Source organism: Blastococcus sp. SYSU D00669, assembly GCF_054050715.1.
The window spans coordinates 22,113-42,364 of the sequence record NZ_JBJGZV010000030.1; the positions used below are offsets into that span (position 1 = coordinate 22,113).

Genomic DNA, 20,252 nt, shown 5'->3' on the forward strand with positions numbered 1-20,252 from the left:
GCCCGCCGCCCCCCTGGTCCCCCCTTGCGGGTGCGCGTGATCCCAGGTCCGCGCGCGTCGGAGCGTCCGACCGTGCACCATGTCGCAGACAACCGGTCAGCAGGAGACCGTTCCGTGGAGGAGCAGCAGGGATGAGCGTCGACTCGGGCAGCGCCGGCATGGCGGCCCGGCTGGGCATCAAGCCGGGCATGGTCGTGCAGGAGCTCGGCTGGGACGAGGACGCCGACGAGGACCTGCGCGACGCCATCGTCGAGGCGGCCGGCAGCGAGATGGTCGACGAGGACACCGACGAGGTGGCCGACGTCGTCGTCCTCTGGTGGCGGGAGGACGACGGCGACCTCTTCGACGCGCTCACCGACGCGCTGACCTCCCTGGCCGACGACGGCGTCGTGTGGCTGCTGGTGCCCAAGTCGGGGCGGCCGGGGCACGTGGAGCCCGGCGACGTCACCGAGGTGGCGCCCACCGCGGGCCTGCAGCAGACCAGCAGCATCTCCGCCGCCAAGGACTGGTCCGGCATCCGCCTGGTCACCCCGAAGACCGCCCGCACGCGCCGCTAGGCCCTCGCTGCGGCGCTCCGCGGCGCATGGGGCACGATCGGGCGCATGACCCTCTCCGTCGGCGACACCGCGCCCGAGTTCAGCCTCCCCGACCAGGACAAGCAGGTCGTCGACCTGGCCGGCCTGCGGGGCGCCCCCGTCCTGCTGGTGTTCTACCCCTTCGCCTTCTCGGGCCTGTGCACCGGCGAGCTGTGCCAGCTGCGCGACGAGCTGGCGGTCTACACCGACGCGGGCGTGCAGGTGCTGGCCATCAGCACCGACCCGGTGTTCAGCCTCAAGGCCTTCCGGGAGAGGGAGGGGTTCGAGTTCCGGCTGCTGTCGGACTTCTGGCCGCACGGGGCCACCGCGCAGGCCTACGGCGTCTTCAACGAGAAGGCCGGCATGGCCCTGCGGGCGACCTTCCTGCTCGACGCCGAGGGCACGGTGACCTTCGCGGAGGTGAACAACCCGGGCGACGTGCGCGAGCAGTCCGGCTGGAAGGACGCCGTCGGGAAGCTCGCGGCCTGATCCTCTCGCCGCTCGGAGCCCCCCTACTCTGAGTGCGCGGGGCGCGTAGCTCAGCGGAAGAGCTCTCGCCTTACAAGCGAGCGGTCGCAGGTTCGAACCCTGCCGCGCCCACCTTCGTTCCTTCGCCCGCGGTTGAGCGCCACCTTCGCGGGTAACGCTCGTTGCGCCTGACAGCGGGGAACTCCAAGACACAGGTAACTCGGATCGTCGAGGAAGACGGTGCGACGGCGATGGCGCTCGCGTTCGACCAGTCCCAGCGGGACACCGACGGGCCGCGGCACGCGGCCCCGACCGGCCGGCCGGTGCAGCCGCCGCCCTGGCGGCGGCGGAGGTGGCCGTGGGTGGCCGCCGGGCTCGTCCTGGTCAGCGGGCTGCTCGCGCCCGCGGCCGGTGCGGACGACGAGCTGGAGGCCGTGGCCGAGGTGAACGACGCCTCCGTGCCGTGGGACGTGGCGCGCGAGTGGGCCGTCGCGGAGCTGTCGGCCGGCGCGCCCGAGGGGGCCACGACGCTCGCCGCCGCGCCCACCCAGGCGCCGCAGCCCGCGCCCGCCGCGGCACCGGTGATCACCGGCCTGGCCGCCAACGGCATCCCCAACGTGGCGCTCAACGCCTACCGGGTGGCCGCGGCGCGCATGGCCGACGCGCAGCCCTCCTGCGGCATCGACTGGTCGCTGCTGGCCGGCATCGGCCGCGTCGAGTCCAACCACGGCCGCTTCGGCGGCGCCACGCTGAACCCCGACGGCACGTCGACCCCGCAGATCATCGGCCCGGCGCTCGACGGCGGGCAGTTCGCCTACATCGGCGACTCCGACGGCGGCGCCTTCGACGGCGACACCCGCTTCGACCGCGCCGTCGGGCCGATGCAGTTCATCCCGACGACGTGGCGCTCCTACGCCGTCGACGGCGACGGCAACGGCGTGGCCGACCCGAAGAACATCAACGACGCCGCGCTGGCCGCCGCGCACTACCTCTGCGTGGCCGGGGGGAACCTGCGCACCGCCGCCGGGCAGCGGGAGGCGGTCTTCGCCTACAACCACTCCGACGCCTACGTCGCCCAGGTGCTGGCCCTCGCCGCGGCCTACGCGGGCGGCATCCCGGTCGCCGACCTGCCGATGCACGGGCCCACCAGCGGCCCGCTGCCGGCACCGACGCGCTGGTTCGCCGCCCCGGCCGCGCCCGGCCCGGCCATCGGCGCGAGCGACACGACGAGCTCCCCGCCGGAGGTCACCCGCGCCCCGGCCGCCGGACCCGCCGCGGCGCCGGCCCCGGGCGCGCCCGCGCCGGGCGCCGGCGGGGCCCCCGCACCCGGCACCCCGGCCGGCAGCGGCGGGAACGCCGGGACGCCGTCGTCCGGCGGCGGCACGGCCCCACCGGCCGGGTCCGGCGGCACCGGCGGCGGCTCGACCGGGGGAGGCACGTCCGGCGGCGCCCCGGCACCCGCCCCGGCCCCGGCGCCCGCGCCCGCCCCGGCACCCGCGCCGGCGCCCGCCCCGCTGCCCCTGCCGTCGGCGCCGCTGCCGGTGCCCGTCCCCGCGCCCGCCCCGGCGCCGGCCCCGCTGCCGCCGAACCCGGTGACCGACGCGGTCGAGCAACTGGTCCCCGGCGTCACCTGCGGCCTGCTGGGCCTGCCGGCCTGCCCGTGAGCCCGCCCGTGCCCGACGACGTCGCCCTGCGCCCGGGCCGGCCCGAGGACGCCGCCGTGCTGGCGCGCGTCCACCACGCCGCCCGCGCGGCCGGCATGCCCTGGCTGCCCGACCTGCACGAGGAGGCCGAGACGGTCGGGTGGATGCGCGGCGTCGTCCTCCCCGAGCAGCAGGTCTGGGTGGCCGAGCGGGCCGGCGTCGTCGTCGGCTTCGCCGCCGTCCACGAGGACTGGCTCGAGCAGCTCTACGTCGCTCCCGACGCGTGGGGCACGGGGGTGGGCCGGGCGCTGCTGGAGGCGGCCCGGGCCGCCCGGCCGGAGGGGCTGCGGCTGCACGTCTTCGCCCGCAACGAGCGGGCGCGGCGGATCTACGAGGCCGCCGGGTTCGTGCTCGTCGGCACCGGCGACGGGTCGGACAACGAGGAGGGCGAGCCCGACTGCACCTACGCCTGGCGGCCGTCCGGCCGGGTGTGCGGCTAGGCCGCGGCCTCGTCCGGGGTCGCCGGCCGCCCGTCGGCGGCGTCCGCCGGGCGCGGGAAGGCCGGGCGCAGGAACAGCGGCGGCCGGAACGGCGACCAGGTGCCCTCGGGCTGCGCGAGCCGGTCGGCGATCGCCCAGATGGCGGCGGGGTGGTGGCCGAGGCCGAGGTGGCTGGCCATGACGGCGATGTTCTCGCAGCGCTCGCCGGGCAGGTCGAGGCAGGTGCGCCAGTGCACGATGCCGTCGAAGTGCGAGTAGATCGACGTCGACGGCACCGGCAGCGGCTCGGCCTCGCTCTCCAGCGGCAGCGTGCGGTGCTCCACGTGCAGGTGCGCGTAGCGCGCGAAGACCTTCGTCGCGCGGCTCTGGCCGTCGTGCTGCAGCCGGAACGGGCTGCCCAGGGTGATCACCTGGCGCACCGACTCGGGGCTGCGGCGGGCCAGGTCGCGGGCGAAGATCCCGCCGAGGCTCCACCCGATCAGCGTCACCGGCCGGCCGTAGCGGTCGGAGAGCTCCTCCATGCGGTCGCGCAGGCCCGTGACGCAGGCCGCGGTCGGGCCGATGTTGCGACCGAGGCGCCAGCCGTGCACCCGGTAGTCCAGCCGGCGCAGCACCCGCCGCAGGATCCGGGTCGAGGCGTCGTCGGCGAGCAGACCGGGCAGCACCAGCACCGGGTGCCCGTCGCCCTTGGGCAGGCGGGGGAGCAGCGGTCGGGCGGCCAGGAACAGCCCGAAGTCGGCGGCCGCCCGGGTCGGCTCGCTCAGGTACAGCGGGAGCCCCGGGCTCCGGTCGTGCCGTCGCGCCACGTCGCCTCCCGTCGTCCGGCCCCTGGTACAGCCCTGTACCAAGATGGGGTCCGCGTCACACGCAGGACTCATCGGCGTCGTCCGGCCCCAGTGTGACCGGCGACACGTCCGCAGAGGAGGAAGATGGCCGCGCCGCTCGGAACCAGCCGCACCCTCGACTGGGACGGCCCGGTCCACGTCGTCGACTACGGCGGGGACGACGCCGGCCCGACGGTCGTCCTCGTGCACGGGCTCGGCGGCTCGCACCTCAACTGGGACCTGCTCGCGCCGCTGCTCACCCCGCACGCCCGGGTGCTGGCCCTCGACCTGCCCGGCTTCGGCCGCAGCGAGCCGGGCAGCCGACGGGCGACCGTGCGGGCCAGCGTCGCGGTCCTGCGCCGCTTCCTCACCGAGGTGACCGGCACCCCCGCGGTCCTGGTCGGCAACTCGATGGGCGGGATGATCTCGCTGTTCACCGCCGCCGCGGCACCGGCCGCGGTGCGCGGCGTCGTCCTCCTCGACCCCGCCCTGCCCGGGGGCCGCCGGCGCCTCGACCCGGTCGTCGCCGGGCAGTTCGCCCTCTACGGGCTGCCGTTCGCCGGCGAGCGCTTCCTCGCGCTGCGCCGGCAGCGGCAGACCCCACGGCGCCGCGTGCGGGAGATGCTCGAGCTGTGCGGGGTCGATCCCGACGCCGTCCCCGCCGAGCTGGTCGACCGCTCGGTGACCCTGCTCGAGGAGCGGCAGGACGTCGAGGGCATGGACCGGGCGTTCCTCGCCGCCGCCCGGTCGCTGCTGGGCATCCTGCTCGACCCGCGGGCCTACCGCGGGGCGATGGCCGCGATCACCGCGCCCGTGCTCCTGGTGCAGGGCGACCGCGACCGGCTGGTCCCGGTGTCCGCCGCCCGCGAGGTGGCCGCCGAGCACCCGCACTGGCGCTACGTGGAGCTGGCCGGCGTCGGCCACGTGCCGCAGCTGCAGGTCCCCGAGGTCGTGGCGGGCGAGGTGCGGGCCTTCCTCGCTCAGCTGCCGAGCGTCGCGCGCAGCGCCTCGAGCCCGGTGTAGCGAGGGCGCCAGCCCAGCTGCTGCCTGGCGCGCGTGGTGTCCATGAGCACCGGCCGGCTGGCCGCCTCGACCCACTCGCCGGCCGGCGGCAGGAACGGCAGCCGGGCCACCGCCCGCGCGGCCAGCTGGGCCGGTCCCGGCGGCACCCCGATCGGCAGCGCGCCGAACTCGCGCGCCACGTCGGCCGCGGTGAGGATCCCGTCGCCGGCGATGTTGTACGCCCCCGGGGGACCGGCGCCCAGCACGCACAGCAGCAGCGCCCGGCCGACGTCGTCCTCGTGGACGAACTGCAGCTGCAGCTCCGGGACGACGACCGGCACGGGCACCGGCAGCCGCCGCGGGCGGGCGAACAGCCGGCGGCCGAGCGGCGCCAGCGGGCCGGGCAGCAGGTCCTTGCCGCCGACGGCGTTGGGGCCGAGCACCACCGGCGGCCGCAGCAGGTAGAGGGCCAGCTGCGGCGCGGCCGCGGCCTCGCCCTCGAGCAGGTCCTCCAGCTCGGCCTTCTCCTGGGCGTAGAAGAGCCGGTCGGCGGGGCGCACCGGCCAGTCCTCCGAGATCCGCTCGGGGTTGTCGCGGTGCCAGCCGTACGCGGCCACCGACGAGGCGTACACGAACCGGCGGGCGCCGGCGTCGGTGGCGGCGCGGAACGTGTTGAGCGTGCCCTCCACGTTGATCGCGCGGGTCGTCCGCCGGGACGCGGTGCCGGTGATCAGGAAGGCCAGGTGCACGACGACGTCGGCGCCGCGGAACGCCTCGGCGAGGCTGTCCGGGTCGCGGACGTCGCCGCGCCGGTACTCCATCTTCGTCCAGCCGCGCTCGGCCGGGTCGAACGGACGGCGGGCCAGCCCGATCACCCGCCGGACCCGCGGCTCGGCCTCGAGCAGCGGCACCAGCCCGGCGCCGAAGGTGCCGGTGGGCCCGGTGACGGCGACGGTGAGCGCCCGGTCGCCGGCGCTCACTGCTGGGCCGCGGCGGCCGGTTCGCGCGCGGCGATCTGCTTCAGCTCGTCGACGCCGCGGCGGATGCCGGTGGCCAGCACGTCGACGTCGGGGAAGGCGTCGAAGTCGGCGTTGATCCCGAAGGTCATGGTGTTCAGGTAGGAGAAGATGCCGATCGAGAGCCGGGTGCCGCCGGCGATGGGCACGTAGGCGTGCGCCGAGCACATCCGCTTGCCGAGCACGTACAGCGGCACCCGCGGGCCCGGCACGTTGGTGGTCACCGCCTGGCACCAGAACTGGCCGGCCTGCATCGCGGCGCGCACACCCATCGACAGCAGGGTCGGGAACACGAAGTCGCCCATCGCGATGATCGAGCGGGCGTCGACCGCCTGCATCGTCTTCTTGTACTCGTCCATCTGCCGGCGGACCTTGTCCAGCCGCTTCGCGGCGTCCGGCTCGCCGACCGGCAGGTCGACGAAGACGGCGGAGATCCGGTTGTCCAGCGATCCGCGTTCGCCGGGGCGGCGCACCGACACCGGCACCATCGACCGGACGACGGCCTTGTCGGTGAGCGCGCCCCGGCCCTGCAGCAGATCGCGGAAGCCCCGGGTGATCGCGCTGAGGACGACGTCGTTCACCGTGCCGCCCAGCGCCGTCCGGACGCTCTTGAACTCCTCGAACTGCGCGTCGGTCCACGCCCAGCGGCGGTGCGGGCCGATCGGCCCGGTGAGCGTCCGGGCCAGCGGGGTGGTGGCCTGCCTGGCCAGCGCGGGCAGGCTGGAGGCCAGGGTGCGGCCGGAGCCCAGCAGCCCCTTGGCCGAGCGCGAGACGCCGCCGGCGCCGGGGAGGGAGGCCAGCTGGCGCAGCGGGTGGGTGAGGGTGTCGGACACCGCGCCGGCCATCAGCTCCGCCGACGACGGGCTGCGCTGCGCCGTCCAGTCCTTGGGCTCGCCGTGCCGGGCGTTCGGGTCGAGGTCGAAGATGACCTGCATCAGGTCGGTGCCGGCGATGCCGTCGACCATGCAGTGGTGGACCTTGGAGATCAGCGCCCAGCGGTCGTCCTCCAGGCCCTCGACCAGCCACACCTCCCACAGGGGCTTGGCCATGTCCAGCCGCTGCCCGAGCACCCGCCCGGCCAGGTTGCGCAGCTGCTCGTCGCTGCCCGGCTTCGGCACCGCGGTGTGCCGCACGTGGTAGAGGATCTGGAAGTGCGGGTCGTCGACCCACATCGGCCGGCCGAGGTTGAGCGGCACCTCGCGCACCCGCTGCCGGTAGCGCGGTACGAGCGGCAGCTTCGACAGCAGCAGGCGCACCACGTCGCCGTACGACGGTGCCGGGCCCTCGAACACCGCCACCGACCCCACGTGCAGAGGCGTGTTCTCGCTCTCCGCGTAGTAGAAACCGGCGTCGGTCGGGCTCATGCGGTCCACGATCAGCTCCTCGCCGCCCCGCCCGGCCAGGACGGGGGCTCGTCGTCGAGTTCTCGGCTGGCCGCCGAAGCCATGGTCCGCCGACGACCGGTGCACCGCGATTCTGTACTGGCGGGTAACACCTCTCAACTCGCGGCGCGGAGCCGGCCCTCGACCCGGTCGAGCAGGTCGAGGAACGCCCGGTCGACCTCGGCCGTCCGGGTCAGGTTGACGCTGTGCCCCGCCCCGGGGACGACCACGAGCTCCGCGGCGTCGCCGATCTGCCCGGCCATCCGCCGGGCGTGCGCAGCCGGGGTGAGCCGGTCGTCGGAGGCCGCCACGATCGTGACCGGCACCCGGGCCAGGACGGCCAGCGAGGCGGTCTCGTCGTGGTCGAGGAAGGTGGCGTAGAAGGCCGCGGTCACCGGGAACGGCGTCTCCTCGAGCAGCTGCTGCACGGTGCGCACCCGCGCCGGGTCGGCGTCCTGGCGGCCGAAGAGGTAGCGGCGGGTGAACCAGCGGCCGATCCGGGTGCCGCGGCGGCGGAACCGCTCGAGCAGCGGCGCCCAGAACTGCAGGAGCCACAGGTACAGCGGCAGCAGCCCGAGCCACCGCACGAGCTTCACCGCCCGGCCGAGCAGGCCGCTCTCGACCAGCCCGCCGGCCGAGGTGGCCAGCAGGAACACGCCCACCACGCGGGTGCCGAACAGCTCGGGTCGCTGCCGGGCCAGCGCCATCACGCTCATCCCGCCCATCGAGTGGCCGGCCAGCACCACCGGCCCGTCCGGCGTCGTCGCGTCGAGCACCTCGCCGAGGTCGCGGCCGGTGCGGTCGATCGTCGCCTCCGGGAGCGGCGTCCAGCTCGAACGGCCGTGGCCGCGCTGGTCGAAGAGCACCAGCCGGGCCCGGCCGCGCAGCGCCTCCCGCTGCAGCTGCCACTCGGCCAGCCGGGCGGTGAACCCGTGGGCGAGGACGACGGTGAGCGGGCCGTCGGTCTCACCCTCGACCTCCACGTGCAGGTCGACGCCGTCGTCGGTGCGGACGGTCCGCGAGCCCGGGGGTGGCGGGTCGGTCAGCGGCGGCAGGACCAGGTCGGAGGGCACGTCTCATTCGACGGGCGGTCCGGCGTCGCCGCAACCGCGGCTCCACTCGTGGAGCAATCACGATCCGCGATCGTCGTGTTGCAGCCGGTATCCGGACGTATCAGTCTCGGAGCATGGGGGAGCGGCGGTGACGTGGTGGGGGTGGCTCCTCGTCGGCTGGGTGCTGGTGTCCCTGCCGCTCGCGGCGCTGGTCGGCCGCACCATCGCCCGCGGGCGACGCGGGCCGCGGCTGCCGGAGCGGCGGGACCGCCGGGGCCGCACCCCGGACGACGTGCCGGACGTGCCGCGCCCCCGCGACGGGCAGGAGTCGGCCTGACGCCCCGCTGTCACCGGCCGGGCGCCGCCTCGCGCACCAGGCGTCGGGCCGCGTCCACCTCGCGGGCCACCGGGGCCAGCACGCCCTCGGCGAGGATCTCGGCGTCGTCGGGCGCCCGGTGCGCGCGGACGTCCTCCTCGAGCTGCCGGATCGCCCGCCGGAGCACCGCGACCTGGGCCAGGTCGGGCACCGGCTCGCCGGACCGGACGGCGATGACGGCCTCGGTGACGGCGTCCGACGTCCGCTCCAGCTGCACGATCACCGGCCACCACGCCGCGGCGCGGGTGCTGATCGGCGGCGGCTCGGCGAGCCGGCGCTGCAGCTGGGTCTGCAGCTCGGTGAGCGCCCGGTAGCTGCGGCGGCGGGCCCGCCGGGTGTCGGTGGCGTCGCCGGTGAACGCGGCGTCGACGAAGCCGTCGAGGGCGAGGGCGGCGTCGCGCAGCGCCTCGTCGAGCGGGGCCCGCCAGGTCTGCGGCCACAGCAGGTAACCGAAGACCAGCACGATCGCGCACCCCACCAGCGTGTCCAGCAGCCGCGCGCCGACCACCCCGGGCCCGCCCGGCTGGGCGAGGTCGAGCAGCAGGATCACCAGCGGGGTCTGGAAGACGGAGAACAGGCCGAAGTTGGCCGCCCGGCCCCACGGCATCAGCGCCGCGGCGCCGGCCATGGCCAGCAGCAGCCACGGGCTGCGCGGGATGACGGCCAGCAGCAGCGACCCGATGAGGACGCCGAGCAGCGTGCCGACCCCGCGCTGCACCGCGCGGGTGAACACCGACCCGAAGTCGGGCTTGAGCACGATCGCGACGGTGAGCAGCACCCAGTAGGGCCGGTCGAGGGGCAGCCGCTGACGGGCGATCTCGGCGATCGTCATGCACAGGACCAGGCGGAGGGCGAACGCGCGGCTGTCCGGGCTGGCGACCGTCGCGTCGGCCAGGTCGCGCACGCGGGTGCGCCAGTCGAGATCGGGCGGGACGACAGCGACCTCCGAGCGCTCCTCGGGGTCCCCGACGACGTTCCACGCCAGCCGGATGCCGTGGCGCACCGCGCGCCGGGCCGCCGGGCCGTCCTCGAGCGCCTCGGGGCGTTCCTCGGGCAGCTCGCGGTCGCCGCGGACGGCGGCGCCCAGCGCGTGCACCGCCGTGACGTCCTGCGGATCGGCCGGCAGGCCGGCGCGGGCGGCGGCGACGACGCCCTCGACCAGGGGGGCCGCGGTGTTGAGCACCCCGGCCAGCTCGGAGAGCTCCCTGGTGCGCCCGGGCATGCGGCTGCGGCTGCGGATCACCCGGTCGTAGGCGGCGTTGAGCGCCGTCGTCAGGGCCCGGCGGGCCTCGTCGCTGCCCTCCGTGCCGCTGGCGACGAGCAGGTCGGCGATCGCGGTGAAGACGTCGGCGACGGCGGTCCGGTCGGGGTCCTGCGGCTCCGCGCGCGCCTGCACGAGCGTGGTCAGCGCGGCCCAGACCGCCCCGGCGAAGAAGAAGCCGATCTCGGCCGCCGCCGGCAGGGACGTGACCAGCCCCGAGGCGAGGGCGGTGTATACCAGCAGTTGCAGGGCGCCGAGGGAGAGCGCGGAGTTGACCGCGCTGATCAGCCCAGCGACCGCGGAGAGCACCGCGACCACGACCACCGGCTGCCAGCCGCCGCCGGTCGCGTACTGCCCGGCGAGCAGGCCCAGCGCGCCGAAGCAGACCGCGGCCACGATCCGCCGCACCTGGTCGCGCAGCGGGCCGCCCTGCGGCGCGAGGGTCGCGGCGAGCGCGCCCATCGTCGCGAAGATGCCGGCCCCGAGCTCGGGACCGGGATCGACGCCGCCGGCCACCAGCACCGCCACCGCCAGCGGCGCGGGCACGGTGACCGCGAAGCGCACCACGTCGCGCCAGGGGACCGGTGGGCGCTCGGTGCGGAGGAGCTCCTCGAGCCAGGCCGGCGCCCGGAGCCCCCGTTCCGCCACGCCCCGGAGCTTCCCACCCGGCTACCCCTCCCGTCGGGACAGGCCCAGGGCGAGCCCGGCGGCGACCACGCCGACGCCGAGCCAGACCGTGGTGCTCGGCAGCGGGCCGCCGAGCACGACGCCGGCGGCCGCAGCGGCGATCGGCGCGATGCCGGTGAGCAGTCCGGCCCGGCCGGCGCCGAGCCGGCGCACCGCGCCGTACCAGAGCACGAAGGCCAGGGCGGTGACGACGACGGCGAGGTAGGCCAGCGCCGCCACGTCGCCGGCGTCGAGGCGGAGCACCGCCGCCGGCCCCTCGCGCACCATCCCGAGGACGCCGAAGGCCACCGCGGCCAGCCAGGTGGTGTGCACCGAGACGCCCTCGGGGCCGTGCCGGCCGAGCACCGGCAGCGCCAGCAGGGTGAACCCCGCCTCGCAGGCCAGGACGACGACGGCCCAGCCCAGCCCGGTGCCGTCGGTGCGGCCGAACCCCTCCACCAGCGCGGCGCCCGCGGTGACCGTGGCCGCGGCCAGCAGCACCCGCCGCGCCGGGCGCCGGCCCTCGGCCAGCGGCCCGGCGACGGCCAGCAGCAGCGGGACGCAGGCCACCGCCACCCCGAGCACCGCCGGCTCCGCGTGCCGTGACCCGGCGACCAGCGCCAGGTTGAACAGCACCAGCCCCGCGCCGGTCACGCCGGCCAGCCAGAGCCACTCGGCGCCGACCGGGCGGCGGACCCGCCGGCCGGAGAGCCGGACGACGGCGAGCAGCAGCAGGCAGGCGACCGCGTAGCGCACCGCCTGGCCGGTGAGCACCGGCCCGCCGGCCAGGAGCCCGGTGACGGCGACGCTGCCGCCGACGGCGGTCATCCCCGCCGCGCCGGCGAGGACGGCGCCGGTCGGGCGGGTGCGGGGGAGGGGCGGGGCGAGGTCGAGCGCGGTCACGGATGGCACGCTAGGGAGCCATTGGTCCGACGTTGAGGACCAATCCCGATGCGGAGGAGTGGACCAATGCCGGGCGCCGACTTCCTCGCCCTCGACCCGTCGGGCGTACCGCGCGGCGCCCTCACCGACTGGCTGGTCGGCCGGGTGCGGGCGGCCGTGACCGAGGGCCGGCTGGTCGCGGGCGCGCCGCTGCCGGCCACCCGGACGCTGGCCGCCGACCTCGGCGTCTCCCGCGGCGTGGTCGTCGAGGCCTACCGGCGGCTGGCCGACGAGGGCCTGGTCGGCGGCCGCCCCGGCGCCGGCACGGTGGTGACCCGCACCCCGGCACCGGCCCCCGCCGGCCCGCCGGCGCCACCGCCCGTGGGCGGGGGACCGCCCGCCCTGCCGCCGCCGGCCGGCGCGGAGTTCGACCTGTCGCCCGGCCTGCCCGACCTGGCCGCGTTCCCCCGGGCGGCGTGGCTGCGGGCCGAGCGGGCGGCGCTGCGCGACGCCGGCGCGGCGGACCTGCGCTACGGCGACCCCCGGGGCCACCCCGCCCTGCGCGCCGAGCTGGCCCGGTGGCTCGCCCGCTTCCGCGGCATCCGGGCCGACGCCGACGACGTGCTGGTGGTGGGCGGCGTGGCCCAGTCGCTGGCGCTCCTGGCGCGGGTGCTGCACGCCCGCGGCGCGCGGTCGATCGCGGTGGAGGACCCCGGTTCGCGCGGCGCCCGCGACCAGCTGGCGTACTGGGGCCTGGCGTCGAGCGCGGTGCCGGTGGACGCGGAGGGCCTCGACGTCGCCGCGCTCGCCGCGACGGGGGAGTCGACGGTCCTCGTCACGCCGGCGCACCAGTTCCCGACCGGCGTCGTCCTCTCCGCCGCGCGCCGGCGCGCGCTGCTCGACTGGGCCGCCGACGGGCGGCTGGTGGTGGAGGACGACTACGACGCCGAGCACCGCTACGACCGCGCGCCCGTGCCGGCGCTGCACGCCTCGGCGCCGGCGGCGGTGGCGCACACGGGCAGCACCTCGAAGACGCTGGCGCCGGGCCTGCGGCTGGGCTGGCTGCTCGCCCCGCCGGCGCTGCGCGCCGACCTGGTGGCCGCCCGGCACGCGACCGACCTGGGCAGCCCGGTGCTGCCGCAGCTCGTGCTCGCCCGCCTGCTGGCCACCGGCGAGCTCGACCGCCACCTGCGCGCGGTGCGCACCCGCCAGCGCGCCCGGCGCGACGCCCTGCTCGCCGCGCTGCGCCGCGAGCTGGGCGCCGACCTCGGCGGCGCCGTCGTCCACGGGGTGGCGGCCGGCCTGCAGCTGACCCTCACCTGGCCGGGGCGGGACCTCTCCGACGTCGAGCTCGCCGGGCGGGCGGCGCGGGACGGCGTCGCCGTCCAGCCGCTGTCCTGGCACCGGCTGCGGCCCGGTCCGCCCGGCCTGGTGCTGGGCTACGCCGCGCTCACCCCCGACCGGCTGGCCGAGGCGGCCCGCCGCCTGGCGGCTGTCCTAGGGTCCGCCGGGTGACCGTGACCCTCGGCGAGGCGATCGCCGCCCTGGAGGCCCGCTACGACCCGGCCCTGGCCGAGGGCTGGGACGCCGTCGGCCTGGTCTGCGGCGACCGGTCGGAGCCGGTGTCGCGAGTGCTGTTCGCCGTCGACCCGGTCGCGGAGGTCGTCGACGAGGCGCTCGCGCTCGGCGTGCAGCTCGTGGTCACCCACCACCCGCTACTGCTCACCGCCGTCCACGGGGTGCCCGCCGACGACCCCAAGGGCCGGGTGGTGCACCGGCTGGTCCGGGCCGGCGCGGCCCTGTTCGTGGCGCACACCAACGCCGACCGCGCCGCCGACGTCGGGGTCAACGACGCCCTCGCCGCCGCGCTGGGCCTGGTCGACTGCGTCCCCCTCGAGCCGGTCGCCCCCGGCAGCCGGGAGGGCCTGGGCCGGATCGGCCGGCTCGCCGACGGCCTCACCCTGGCCCGGTTCGCCGAGCGGGCCGCCGCGGCGCTCCCGCCCACCGCCGGCGGGATCCGCGTGGCCGGCGACCCGGGCCGGCCGGTGCGCACCGTCGCGGTCTGCGGCGGCAGCGGCGGCTCGCTGCACGCCGCCGCCACGGCCGCCGGCGCCGACGTCCTGCTGACCAGCGACCTCAGGCACCACCCGGTCTCGGAAGCGCTCGCCTCGACAGGCGCCGCGCTCTGCGATGCAGCACACTTCGCCACGGAGTGGCCCTGGTTGCCGGTCGCCGCGGAGGCCCTCGCCCGCGACCTCAACGGTCGCGTGGAGGTGATCGTCTCCTCCCGGCGGACCGACCCGTGGACCGCGCACGTGGGTCAGGAGAGGAGCTGACGAGTGGCCACCGCTTCGACACCGCCGGCCGGGCCCGGAGCGCAGAACGTCGCCCCGCGCCGCAGCGACCGCAGCCCGTGGAACTGGCTGCTGCTGGTCCCGATCGTCGTCCCGCTGCTGGTGCCGCTGTACAACCGCGACGAGCCGCGGCTGTTCGGCTGGCCGTTCTTCTACTGGTTCCAGCTGCTGCTCGTGGGCCTCGGCGTGCTCACCACCGTGGTCGTCTACCGGATGACCCGGCGCAGCCCCGAGGAGCGGGCCGCCGCCCAGCGCGCCGCGCGCGGGGAGGGCTGAGCCGTGGACGGCGTCAACGTCGTCGAGCTGACGATCGTCATCGTGCTGTTCCTGCTGGTCACCGTGCTCGGCTTCGTCGCCGCGCGGTGGCGGCGGGCCGAGAACCTCATGCACCTCGACGAGTGGGGCCTGGGCGGGCGCAGCTTCGGCTCGTGGATCACCTGGTTCCTGCTCGGCGGTGACCTCTACACCGCGTACACGTTCGTGGCGGTGCCGGCGCTGGTCTTCGGCGCGGGCGCGGCCGGGTTCTTCGCCGTCCCGTACACAATCGTCATCTACCCGCTGGTGTTCCTGGTGGTCATCCGGCTCTGGTCGGTCAGCCACGTGCGCGGCTTCGTGACCCCCGCCGACTTCGTCCGGTCGCGCTTCGACTCCCCGACGATGGCGCTGCTGGTCGCGATCACCGGCATCGTCGCGACGATGCCCTACATCGCGCTGCAGCTCGTCGGCATCGAGGCCGTGCTCAAGGCGATGGGGGTCGAGGGCGAGCTGCCGCTGATCGTCGCCTTCGTCATCCTGGCGCTGTACACGTACAACTCCGGGCTGCGGGCGCCGGCGCTGATCGCGTTCGTCAAGGACACGCTCATCTACCTGACGATCATCGTGGCGGTCATCGTCATCCCGGTGAAGCTGGGCGGCTGGGAGGCGATCTTCGGCGCCGCGGAGGAGAAGTTCACCGCGGCCGGCACCGGCGGGGTGCTGCTCGGCGGCCCGGCGCAGCTGAACTACGCCACCCTGGCCCTGGGCTCGGCGCTGGCGCTGTTCCTCTACCCGCACTCGATCACCGGGGTGCTCGCGGCGGCCAACCGCGACGTGCTCAAGCGCAACATGAGCGCGCTGCCGCTCTACAGCCTGGCGCTGGGCCTGATCGCGCTGCTCGGCTTCATGGCCATCGCCGCCGGGGTGACGCCGATCGGCGAGGACAGCAACACCGTCGTCCCGGTGCTGTTCCAGGAGATGTTCCCGAGCTGGTTCGCCGGCGTGGCGTTCGCCGCCATCGGCATCGGTGCGCTGGTGCCGGCGGCGGTGATGTCGATCGCCGCGGCCAACCTGTTCACCCGCAACATCTACAAGGAGTTCCTGCGCAAGGACGCCTCGCCGCGCGAGGAAGCCCAGGTCGCCAAGGTGACGTCGCTGGTGGTCAAGGTCGGCGCGGTGGCCGCGATCCTGTTCATCGCGCCGCAGTTCTCGATCGACCTGCAGCTGATCGGCGGCGTGATCATCCTGCAGACGCTGCCGGCCGTGGCGATCGGCCTGTTCACCCGGTGGCTGCACCGCGGCGGGCTGATCGCGGGCTGGGTGGCCGGCATGGGCGCCGGCATGCTGATGCTCTACAACATCCAGCGCGTCGGTCCCGACGGCGAGGTCGTCCGGGAGCACTTCGGCGGCTCGGCCTTCCCGCTGTCGAAGCTCGGGTTCGACACCGAGGCCACCGTCTACGCCGGCTTCATCGCCCTCCTGGTCAACCTGCTCGTCGCCGCCGTGGTGACCCTGGTGCTGCGGGCGATGCGGGTCGCCGACGGCGTCGACGGGACGGCGGAGACCGACTACACCGCCGAGCGCGAGGACCCGACGGTGCGGGACCTGCCAGACCCGCTGGCGTCCGCCCCGCCGGGGGTGGCGGAGGGGGCGGCGCACCGCCGATAGGTTGGGCGGTGTGAAGGCCGACCACTTCGACCAGCAGAAGCTGCTGACCCTCGCCGCCGAGGACGTCGCGCTGACCCAGCTGGCCCACCGGAAGCGGACGCTGCCCGAGGCGGCCGCGGTCGAGACGGCGGCCGAGGCCGAGCGCGAGCTCTCGGCCCAGCTGGTGCGCGCCGAGACCGAGGCCCGCGACCTCGAGCGCGAGGTCGGGCGGCTGGAGGGCGACGTCGAGGTGGTCCGCACGCGAGCGGCGCGCGATCAGCAGCGGCTGGAGGCCGGCGGCCTGCCCGCGCGCGAGGTGACCGCGCTGCAGCACGAGCTGGAGTCGCTGGCCCGGCGGCAGGGCGACCTGGAGGACCAGGAGCTCGAGCTCATGGAGCGCCAGGAGACCGCCGACGCCGCGCTGGCCTCCGCCCGCGAGGGCGTGGAGCGGGCCCGCGCGGAGCGGGAGCGGGCCGAGCAGCTGCGCGACGAGGCGCTGGCCGACATCGCCGACGCCACCGCCCGGCACGAGGCGGCCCGCGCCGAGGTGGCCGGCGGCATCCCCGCTCCGCTGCTGTCGCTGTACGACCGGATCCGCACCCAGACCGGCACCACCGGCGCGGCGCTGCTGCGGGCCCGGCAGTGCCAGGGCTGCCGGATCGAGCTGTTCGGCAAGGAGCTCGCCGCCGTCCGCGCCGCCGACCCGCACGAGGTCGTCCGGTGCGACAACTGCGGCCGGATCCTGGTGCGCACCGGCGAGTCCGGTCTGTGAGCGGCCGTCGTCTCGTCGTCGAGGCGGACGGCGGCTCGCGGGGCAACCCCGGCCCGGCCGGCTACGGCGCGCTGGTCCGCGACGCCGACAGCGGCCGCGTGCTCGCCGAGCGGGCGGCCGCGGTGGGCGTGGCCACCAACAACGTCGCCGAGTACGGCGGACTGGTGGCGGGGCTGCAGGCCGCGCTCGACCTCTGTGGTGGGCCAGACCCTTCAGCTGAGGTCGAGGTCCGCATGGACTCCAAGCTCGTCGTCGAGCAGATGAGCGGGCGCTGGAAGATCAAGCACCCCGACATGCAGAAGCTGGCGCTGCAGGCCCGCCAGATCGCCCGGCAGCTCGGTGCGGTCCGCTACACGTGGGTGCCGCGTGCGCAGAACAGCGCGGCCGACGCGCTCGCCAACAGCGCCATGGACGGCAAGCCGGTGCACCGCGACGCCGGCCTCGAGCCCGTCGTCGTCGAGGACGACGTCCAGCCGGCCCCCGAGCCGAAGCCCGTCGTCACCACGCTGACCCACCTGCTGCGGCACGGGCAGACCGAGCACACCCCTGAGCGCCGGTTCAGCGGCAGCAGCGACCTGCCGCTGTCGGACCTCGGCCGGGCCGAGGCGACCGCGGCCGCTCGGCAGCTGGCCGGCCGGGGCATCGACGCGATCGTCGCCTCGCCGCTGCAGCGCTGCCGCGAGACCGCGCAGGCCGCCGCCGAGGTGCTGCGGCTGTCCGTGGCGGTCGACCAGGACCTGCGCGAGCTCGACTTCGGCGAGTGGGAGGGGCTGACCGGCGACGAGGCCCGCGCCCGCAACCCGCTGGCCCTGCGGCGGTTCTTCGGCGGCACCGACGTGCGGGCCCCGGGCGGGGAGTCGATCGCCGACGTCAGCGCCCGGGTGGCGCGGGCGCGGGAGCGGATCCTGCGGGAGCACGCCGGGGAGACGGTGCTCGTCGTCAGCCACGTGACCCCGATCAAGCTCATGCTCGCGGCCGGCCTCGGCGCCGGCGACCAGGTCGTGCACCGGGTGTTCCTGGAGGCGGCCTCGCTGTCGACCGTGGCCTGGTCGTCCGACGGGCGGGCGTCGGTGCGCCTGGTCAACGACACGAGCCACCTGCGGTCATAGCCGCCCGGCGTCGATCACCCGGCCGAGGAACTGCCGGGTGCGGGGGTGCTGGGGCTCGCCGAGCACCTGCGCCGGCGGGCCGGACTCCAGCAGCACGCCGCCGTCGAGGAACGCCACCGTGTCGGCGACCTGCCGGGCGAAGCCCATCTCGTGCGTCGCCATCAGGATCGTCATGCCCTGCGCCGCCACCTCCCGGACGACGGCCAGCACCTCGCCGACCAGCTCGGGGTCCAGGGCGCTGGTGATCTCGTCGAGCAGCAGCACCCGGGGGCGGACGGCGAGCGCGCGGACGATCGCCACCCGCTGCTGCTGGCCGCCGGAGAGCCGGTCGGGGAACTCGGCGGCCTTGTCGGCCAGGCCGATGCGCTCCAGCAGCGCCAGCGCCTCCTCCCGCACGTCGGCCTTCGACCGGCCGTGGACGACGGTGGGCGCCAGCGTCACGTTGTCCAGCACGGACAGGTGCGGGAAGAGGTTGTAGGCCTGGAAGACCACCCCCATCCTCCGGCGCACCCGGTCGGCGTCGACCCGTGGGTCGGTGACGTCCTCGCCGTCGAGGAACACCTGCCCGTCGTCGACGGTCTCCAGCAGGCTGGCGCAGCGCAGCAGCGTCGACTTGCCCGAGCCCGAGCCGCCGATCAGCGCGACCACCCGGTGCTCGTCGACGGCGAGGTCGACGCCGCGCAGCACGACGTTCGCGCCGAACGCCTTCACCACGTTCCTCAGCTCCAGGACGCTCACAGCAACGACCCCGACTGCTGACGTCGCCGGGCCCGCGCCGACACGTGGTCGGCCAGCCGCGCGGAGGGGACGGCGAGCAGCACGAACAGCAGCCCGGCGACCACGTACGGCGTGAAGTTGAACGTCTGCCCGACGATGATCTGCGCCGACCGGACGGCGTCGACGGCGCCCAGCACCGAGATCAGCCCGACGTCCTTCTGCAGCGCGACGAAGTCGTTGAGCAGCGCCGGCGTCACCGTGCGCAGCGCCTGGGGCAGGACGACGAGGCGCATCGTCTGCCGGTGGGTGAGGCCCAGCGACCGCGCGGCGGCGCGCTGGCTCGGGTGCACCGACTCGATGCCGGCCCGGAAGACCTCGGCCACGTAGGCGGAGTAGACGAGCACGATCGCCGCCGTCCCCAGGACGAAGGGCGACGTCGGCACCCCCTGCAGGCCGAGCGCCGGGAACCCGAACCCGACCAGGTAGAGCACGATGATCAGCGGCATGCCGCGGAACAGGTCGACGTAGGCCGTCGCGACGATCCGCAGCGGCGCGAACGCCGGCCCGCGCAGCGTGCGCACGGTCGCGAGCAGCAGGCCGACGAGCACCACCAGCACGCCGCCGACGACGAGCACCTGCAGGTTCAGCCACAGCCCCTCGAGGATCTCGGGGAACGCGTCGACCGCCACCGACCACGAGAAGAACGTCGCCCGCACCCGCGGCCAGCCCGGCGCCCGGGTGACGGCGAGGTACGCCGCCACCGCGAACAGCAGGGTGGAGAGCAGCGCGATGCCCGTGGACCGCCGGGCCCGGCGCGCACGCCAGGCCCGGCGGGAGAGCTCGAGGTCGCTGGGCGCCGGGAGGGCGCCGTGCATCAGTTCAGGACGGGCGCGTCGGCGACGTCGGACAGCCACTGCTGCTCGAGCTCGTCGAGCGTGCCGTCCTCGCGCAGGGCGTCCACGGCCTGGCTGACGCAGTCGGTGAGCGGGCTGTCCTTCTCCAGCAGCAGGCCGAACTCGTCGCCGCCGGCGCCCGAGTCCTCGATCTGGCCGACGATCACGCCGTTCTCCAGCTCGGCGGCGGTGATGAAGAACGCCGTCGGCAGGTCGACGACGATCCCGTCGACCTGGCCGTTCTGCAGGGCCAGCTTGGCGTCGTCGTTGGTGTTGAACACGACCGGGTCGCTCTCCGGCGCGATGGTCTCGGTGAGGACGTCGAGGCTGGTCGTGGCAACCTGGGCGCCCAGGCGCAGGCCGCGCAGCTCCTCGAGGCTGGTGGCGCCGTCGGCCGCCGAGCCGGCGGTGGTGATGACCGCCTGGCTGACCGTGTAGTACGGCGAGGAGAAGTCGACCGCCTGCCGGCGCTCCTCGGTGATCGAGAACTGGTTGATGTCGAAGTCGAACGGCCGGTCGCCGGGCTGGATCGCGGCGTTGAACGGCACGCGCGTCCAGGTGACGTCCTCCTCGGCGTAGCCCAGCTGCTCGGCGACCGCGTAGGCGACGGCGGACTCGAAGCCCTCGCCGTTCTCGGGGGTGTCGTCGACCATCCACGGCTCGTAGGCGGGCTGGTCGGTGGCGATGGTCAGCGTCCCGGGCTCGAGGGTCTCGAGCTCCTCCGGCGTGCAGGAACCGCCGGCCGCCGATCCCGAGGTCGCCGAGCTGTCGCTCGACGACTCCTGCGGGGCGCAGGCGGTCGCCAGCAGGGCGGCGGCGGCGAGCGCGGTGAGCGGGGCGAGGCGGCGCATGTCAGGT

General features: G+C 75.9%; 21 protein-coding genes and 1 tRNA gene. 13 read left to right on the plus strand and 9 right to left on the minus strand.

Features of this window, described 5'->3' with window-relative positions:
• Positions 1-131 precede the first annotated feature (131 nt).
• The 5 genes from ACI8AF_RS19440 to ACI8AF_RS19460 all read left to right on the plus strand — a co-directional run bounded on the left by ACI8AF_RS19440 (position 132) and on the right by ACI8AF_RS19460 (position 3,186).
• Positions 132-557: a DUF3052 domain-containing protein gene (locus ACI8AF_RS19440; protein ID WP_456541391.1), complete on the plus strand. Its 426-nt coding sequence runs from the start codon at positions 132-134 to the stop codon at positions 555-557.
• A gap of 45 nt (positions 558-602) precedes the next feature.
• Positions 603-1,064 carry a peroxiredoxin gene (locus ACI8AF_RS19445; protein ID WP_456541392.1) on the plus strand — a complete coding sequence of 154 codons (462 nt, stop codon included), beginning with the start codon at positions 603-605 and terminating at the stop codon, positions 1,062-1,064.
• Positions 1,065-1,103: 39 nt separating this feature from the next.
• Positions 1,104-1,175, plus strand: a tRNA-Val gene (locus tag ACI8AF_RS19450).
• Between the two features lie 119 nt (positions 1,176-1,294).
• Positions 1,295-2,707 (plus strand): lytic transglycosylase domain-containing protein, encoded by a 1,413-nt coding sequence (locus ACI8AF_RS19455; RefSeq protein ID WP_456541393.1) that lies wholly within the window; start codon positions 1,295-1,297, stop codon positions 2,705-2,707.
• A complete protein-coding gene (locus ACI8AF_RS19460) occupies positions 2,704-3,186 on the plus strand; it encodes an N-acetyltransferase family protein (RefSeq protein WP_456541394.1) in 483 nt (160 codons plus the stop codon). Before ACI8AF_RS19455 ends, ACI8AF_RS19460 begins: the two co-directional genes overlap by 4 nt.
• On the opposite strand, the gene ACI8AF_RS19465 is transcribed toward ACI8AF_RS19460, so the two are convergent.
• Positions 3,183-3,992 (minus strand): alpha/beta hydrolase, encoded by an 810-nt coding sequence (locus ACI8AF_RS19465; RefSeq protein ID WP_456541395.1) that lies wholly within the window; start codon positions 3,990-3,992, stop codon positions 3,183-3,185. The two genes, ACI8AF_RS19460 and ACI8AF_RS19465, sit on opposite strands and share 4 nt — an antisense overlap.
• 123 nt (positions 3,993-4,115) lie before the next feature.
• Here ACI8AF_RS19465 and ACI8AF_RS19470 point away from each other — a divergent pair, with 123 nt between their 5' ends.
• Entirely contained in the window at positions 4,116-5,033 is a 918-nt protein-coding gene (locus ACI8AF_RS19470; RefSeq protein ID WP_456541396.1) for an alpha/beta fold hydrolase, read from the plus strand.
• Here the strand turns inward: ACI8AF_RS19470 and ACI8AF_RS19475 are convergent.
• From ACI8AF_RS19475 to ACI8AF_RS19485, 3 genes are all read right to left on the minus strand, one after another.
• Entirely contained in the window at positions 4,991-5,992 is a 1,002-nt protein-coding gene (locus ACI8AF_RS19475) for an NAD-dependent epimerase/dehydratase family protein (RefSeq protein ID WP_456541397.1), read from the minus strand. The two genes, ACI8AF_RS19470 and ACI8AF_RS19475, sit on opposite strands and share 43 nt — an antisense overlap.
• Positions 5,989-7,392, minus strand: coding sequence for a WS/DGAT/MGAT family O-acyltransferase (locus tag ACI8AF_RS19480; RefSeq protein WP_456541398.1), 1,404 nt, complete (start codon positions 7,390-7,392; stop codon positions 5,989-5,991). The genes ACI8AF_RS19475 and ACI8AF_RS19480 overlap by 4 nt, the downstream gene beginning before the upstream one ends.
• A gap of 134 nt (positions 7,393-7,526) precedes the next feature.
• Entirely contained in the window at positions 7,527-8,483 is a 957-nt protein-coding gene (locus tag ACI8AF_RS19485; protein WP_456541399.1) for an alpha/beta fold hydrolase, read from the minus strand.
• 127 nt (positions 8,484-8,610) lie between these two features.
• On the opposite strand from ACI8AF_RS19485, the gene ACI8AF_RS19490 reads away from it, so the two are divergent.
• The gene (locus ACI8AF_RS19490) at positions 8,611-8,799 is read left to right on the plus strand and encodes a hypothetical protein (protein ID WP_456541400.1); all 189 of its coding nucleotides are present in this window, start codon (positions 8,611-8,613) and stop codon (positions 8,797-8,799) included.
• Positions 8,800-8,809: 10 nt separating this feature from the next.
• Here the strand turns inward: ACI8AF_RS19490 and ACI8AF_RS19495 are convergent, their stop codons facing one another.
• Both ACI8AF_RS19495 and ACI8AF_RS19500 read right to left on the minus strand, forming a co-directional pair.
• Positions 8,810-10,747: an FUSC family protein gene (locus ACI8AF_RS19495; RefSeq protein ID WP_456541401.1), complete on the minus strand. Its 1,938-nt coding sequence runs from the start codon at positions 10,745-10,747 to the stop codon at positions 8,810-8,812.
• A 21-nt stretch (positions 10,748-10,768) separates the two neighbouring features.
• A complete protein-coding gene (locus ACI8AF_RS19500; protein WP_456541402.1) occupies positions 10,769-11,668 on the minus strand; it encodes a DMT family transporter in 900 nt (299 codons plus the stop codon).
• Positions 11,669-11,734: 66 nt separating this feature from the next.
• Between ACI8AF_RS19500 and pdxR the strand changes: the two genes are divergently transcribed.
• Genes pdxR through ACI8AF_RS19530 form a run of 6 tightly spaced genes read left to right on the plus strand, consistent with a single transcriptional unit; the run spans position 11,735 to position 17,784 of the window.
• The gene (gene pdxR / locus ACI8AF_RS19505; RefSeq protein WP_456541403.1) at positions 11,735-13,162 is read left to right on the plus strand and encodes a MocR-like pyridoxine biosynthesis transcription factor PdxR; all 1,428 of its coding nucleotides are present in this window, start codon (positions 11,735-11,737) and stop codon (positions 13,160-13,162) included.
• The gene (locus ACI8AF_RS19510) at positions 13,159-13,983 is read left to right on the plus strand and encodes a Nif3-like dinuclear metal center hexameric protein (RefSeq protein WP_456541404.1); all 825 of its coding nucleotides are present in this window, start codon (positions 13,159-13,161) and stop codon (positions 13,981-13,983) included. Before pdxR ends, ACI8AF_RS19510 begins: the two co-directional genes overlap by 4 nt.
• A gap of 3 nt (positions 13,984-13,986) precedes the next feature.
• A complete protein-coding gene (locus tag ACI8AF_RS19515; protein WP_456541405.1) occupies positions 13,987-14,277 on the plus strand; it encodes a DUF3311 domain-containing protein in 291 nt (96 codons plus the stop codon).
• Positions 14,278-14,280: 3 nt separating this feature from the next.
• Positions 14,281-15,924 (plus strand): monocarboxylate uptake permease MctP, encoded by a 1,644-nt coding sequence (mctP, locus tag ACI8AF_RS19520; protein ID WP_456541406.1) that lies wholly within the window; start codon positions 14,281-14,283, stop codon positions 15,922-15,924.
• 10 nt (positions 15,925-15,934) lie between these two features.
• Positions 15,935-16,675 carry a zinc ribbon domain-containing protein gene (locus ACI8AF_RS19525; RefSeq protein ID WP_456541407.1) on the plus strand — a complete coding sequence of 247 codons (741 nt, stop codon included), beginning with the start codon at positions 15,935-15,937 and terminating at the stop codon, positions 16,673-16,675.
• Entirely contained in the window at positions 16,672-17,784 is a 1,113-nt protein-coding gene (locus ACI8AF_RS19530; protein ID WP_456541408.1) for a bifunctional RNase H/acid phosphatase, read from the plus strand. The genes ACI8AF_RS19525 and ACI8AF_RS19530 overlap by 4 nt, the downstream gene beginning before the upstream one ends.
• Here the strand turns inward: ACI8AF_RS19530 and ACI8AF_RS19535 are convergent.
• From ACI8AF_RS19535 to ACI8AF_RS19545, 3 genes are read right to left on the minus strand one after another with little or no spacing between them, the layout of a single operon-like run.
• Entirely contained in the window at positions 17,779-18,522 is a 744-nt protein-coding gene (locus tag ACI8AF_RS19535) for an amino acid ABC transporter ATP-binding protein (RefSeq protein ID WP_456541409.1), read from the minus strand. The genes ACI8AF_RS19530 and ACI8AF_RS19535 overlap by 6 nt on opposite strands.
• A complete protein-coding gene (locus tag ACI8AF_RS19540; protein ID WP_456541410.1) occupies positions 18,519-19,376 on the minus strand; it encodes an amino acid ABC transporter permease in 858 nt (285 codons plus the stop codon). The genes ACI8AF_RS19535 and ACI8AF_RS19540 overlap by 4 nt, the downstream gene beginning before the upstream one ends.
• Positions 19,376-20,245, minus strand: coding sequence for an ABC transporter substrate-binding protein (locus tag ACI8AF_RS19545; RefSeq protein WP_456541411.1), 870 nt, complete (start codon positions 20,243-20,245; stop codon positions 19,376-19,378). Before ACI8AF_RS19545 ends, ACI8AF_RS19540 begins: the two co-directional genes overlap by 1 nt.
• Between the last annotated feature and the right edge of the window lie 7 nt (positions 20,246-20,252).

What these genes read in the sequence shown, in the direction of transcription:
- pdxR (WP_456541403.1), top strand. Translation starts at nt 11,735, where the DNA reads ATGCCGGGCGCCGACTTCCTCGCCCTCGACCCGTCGGGCGTACCGCGC.
- ACI8AF_RS19445 (WP_456541392.1), top strand. Translation starts at nt 603, where the DNA reads ATGACCCTCTCCGTCGGCGACACCGCGCCCGAGTTCAGCCTCCCCGAC.
- ACI8AF_RS19440 (WP_456541391.1), top strand. Translation starts at nt 132, where the DNA reads ATGAGCGTCGACTCGGGCAGCGCCGGCATGGCGGCCCGGCTGGGCATC.
- ACI8AF_RS19470 (WP_456541396.1), top strand. Translation starts at nt 4,116, where the DNA reads ATGGCCGCGCCGCTCGGAACCAGCCGCACCCTCGACTGGGACGGCCCG.
- ACI8AF_RS19455 (WP_456541393.1), top strand. Translation starts at nt 1,295, where the DNA reads ATGGCGCTCGCGTTCGACCAGTCCCAGCGGGACACCGACGGGCCGCGG.
- ACI8AF_RS19545 (WP_456541411.1), bottom strand. Translation starts at nt 20,245, where the DNA reads ATGCGCCGCCTCGCCCCGCTCACCGCGCTCGCCGCCGCCGCCCTGCTG.
- ACI8AF_RS19540 (WP_456541410.1), bottom strand. Translation starts at nt 19,376, where the DNA reads ATGCACGGCGCCCTCCCGGCGCCCAGCGACCTCGAGCTCTCCCGCCGG.
- ACI8AF_RS19480 (WP_456541398.1), bottom strand. Translation starts at nt 7,392, where the DNA reads ATGAGCCCGACCGACGCCGGTTTCTACTACGCGGAGAGCGAGAACACG.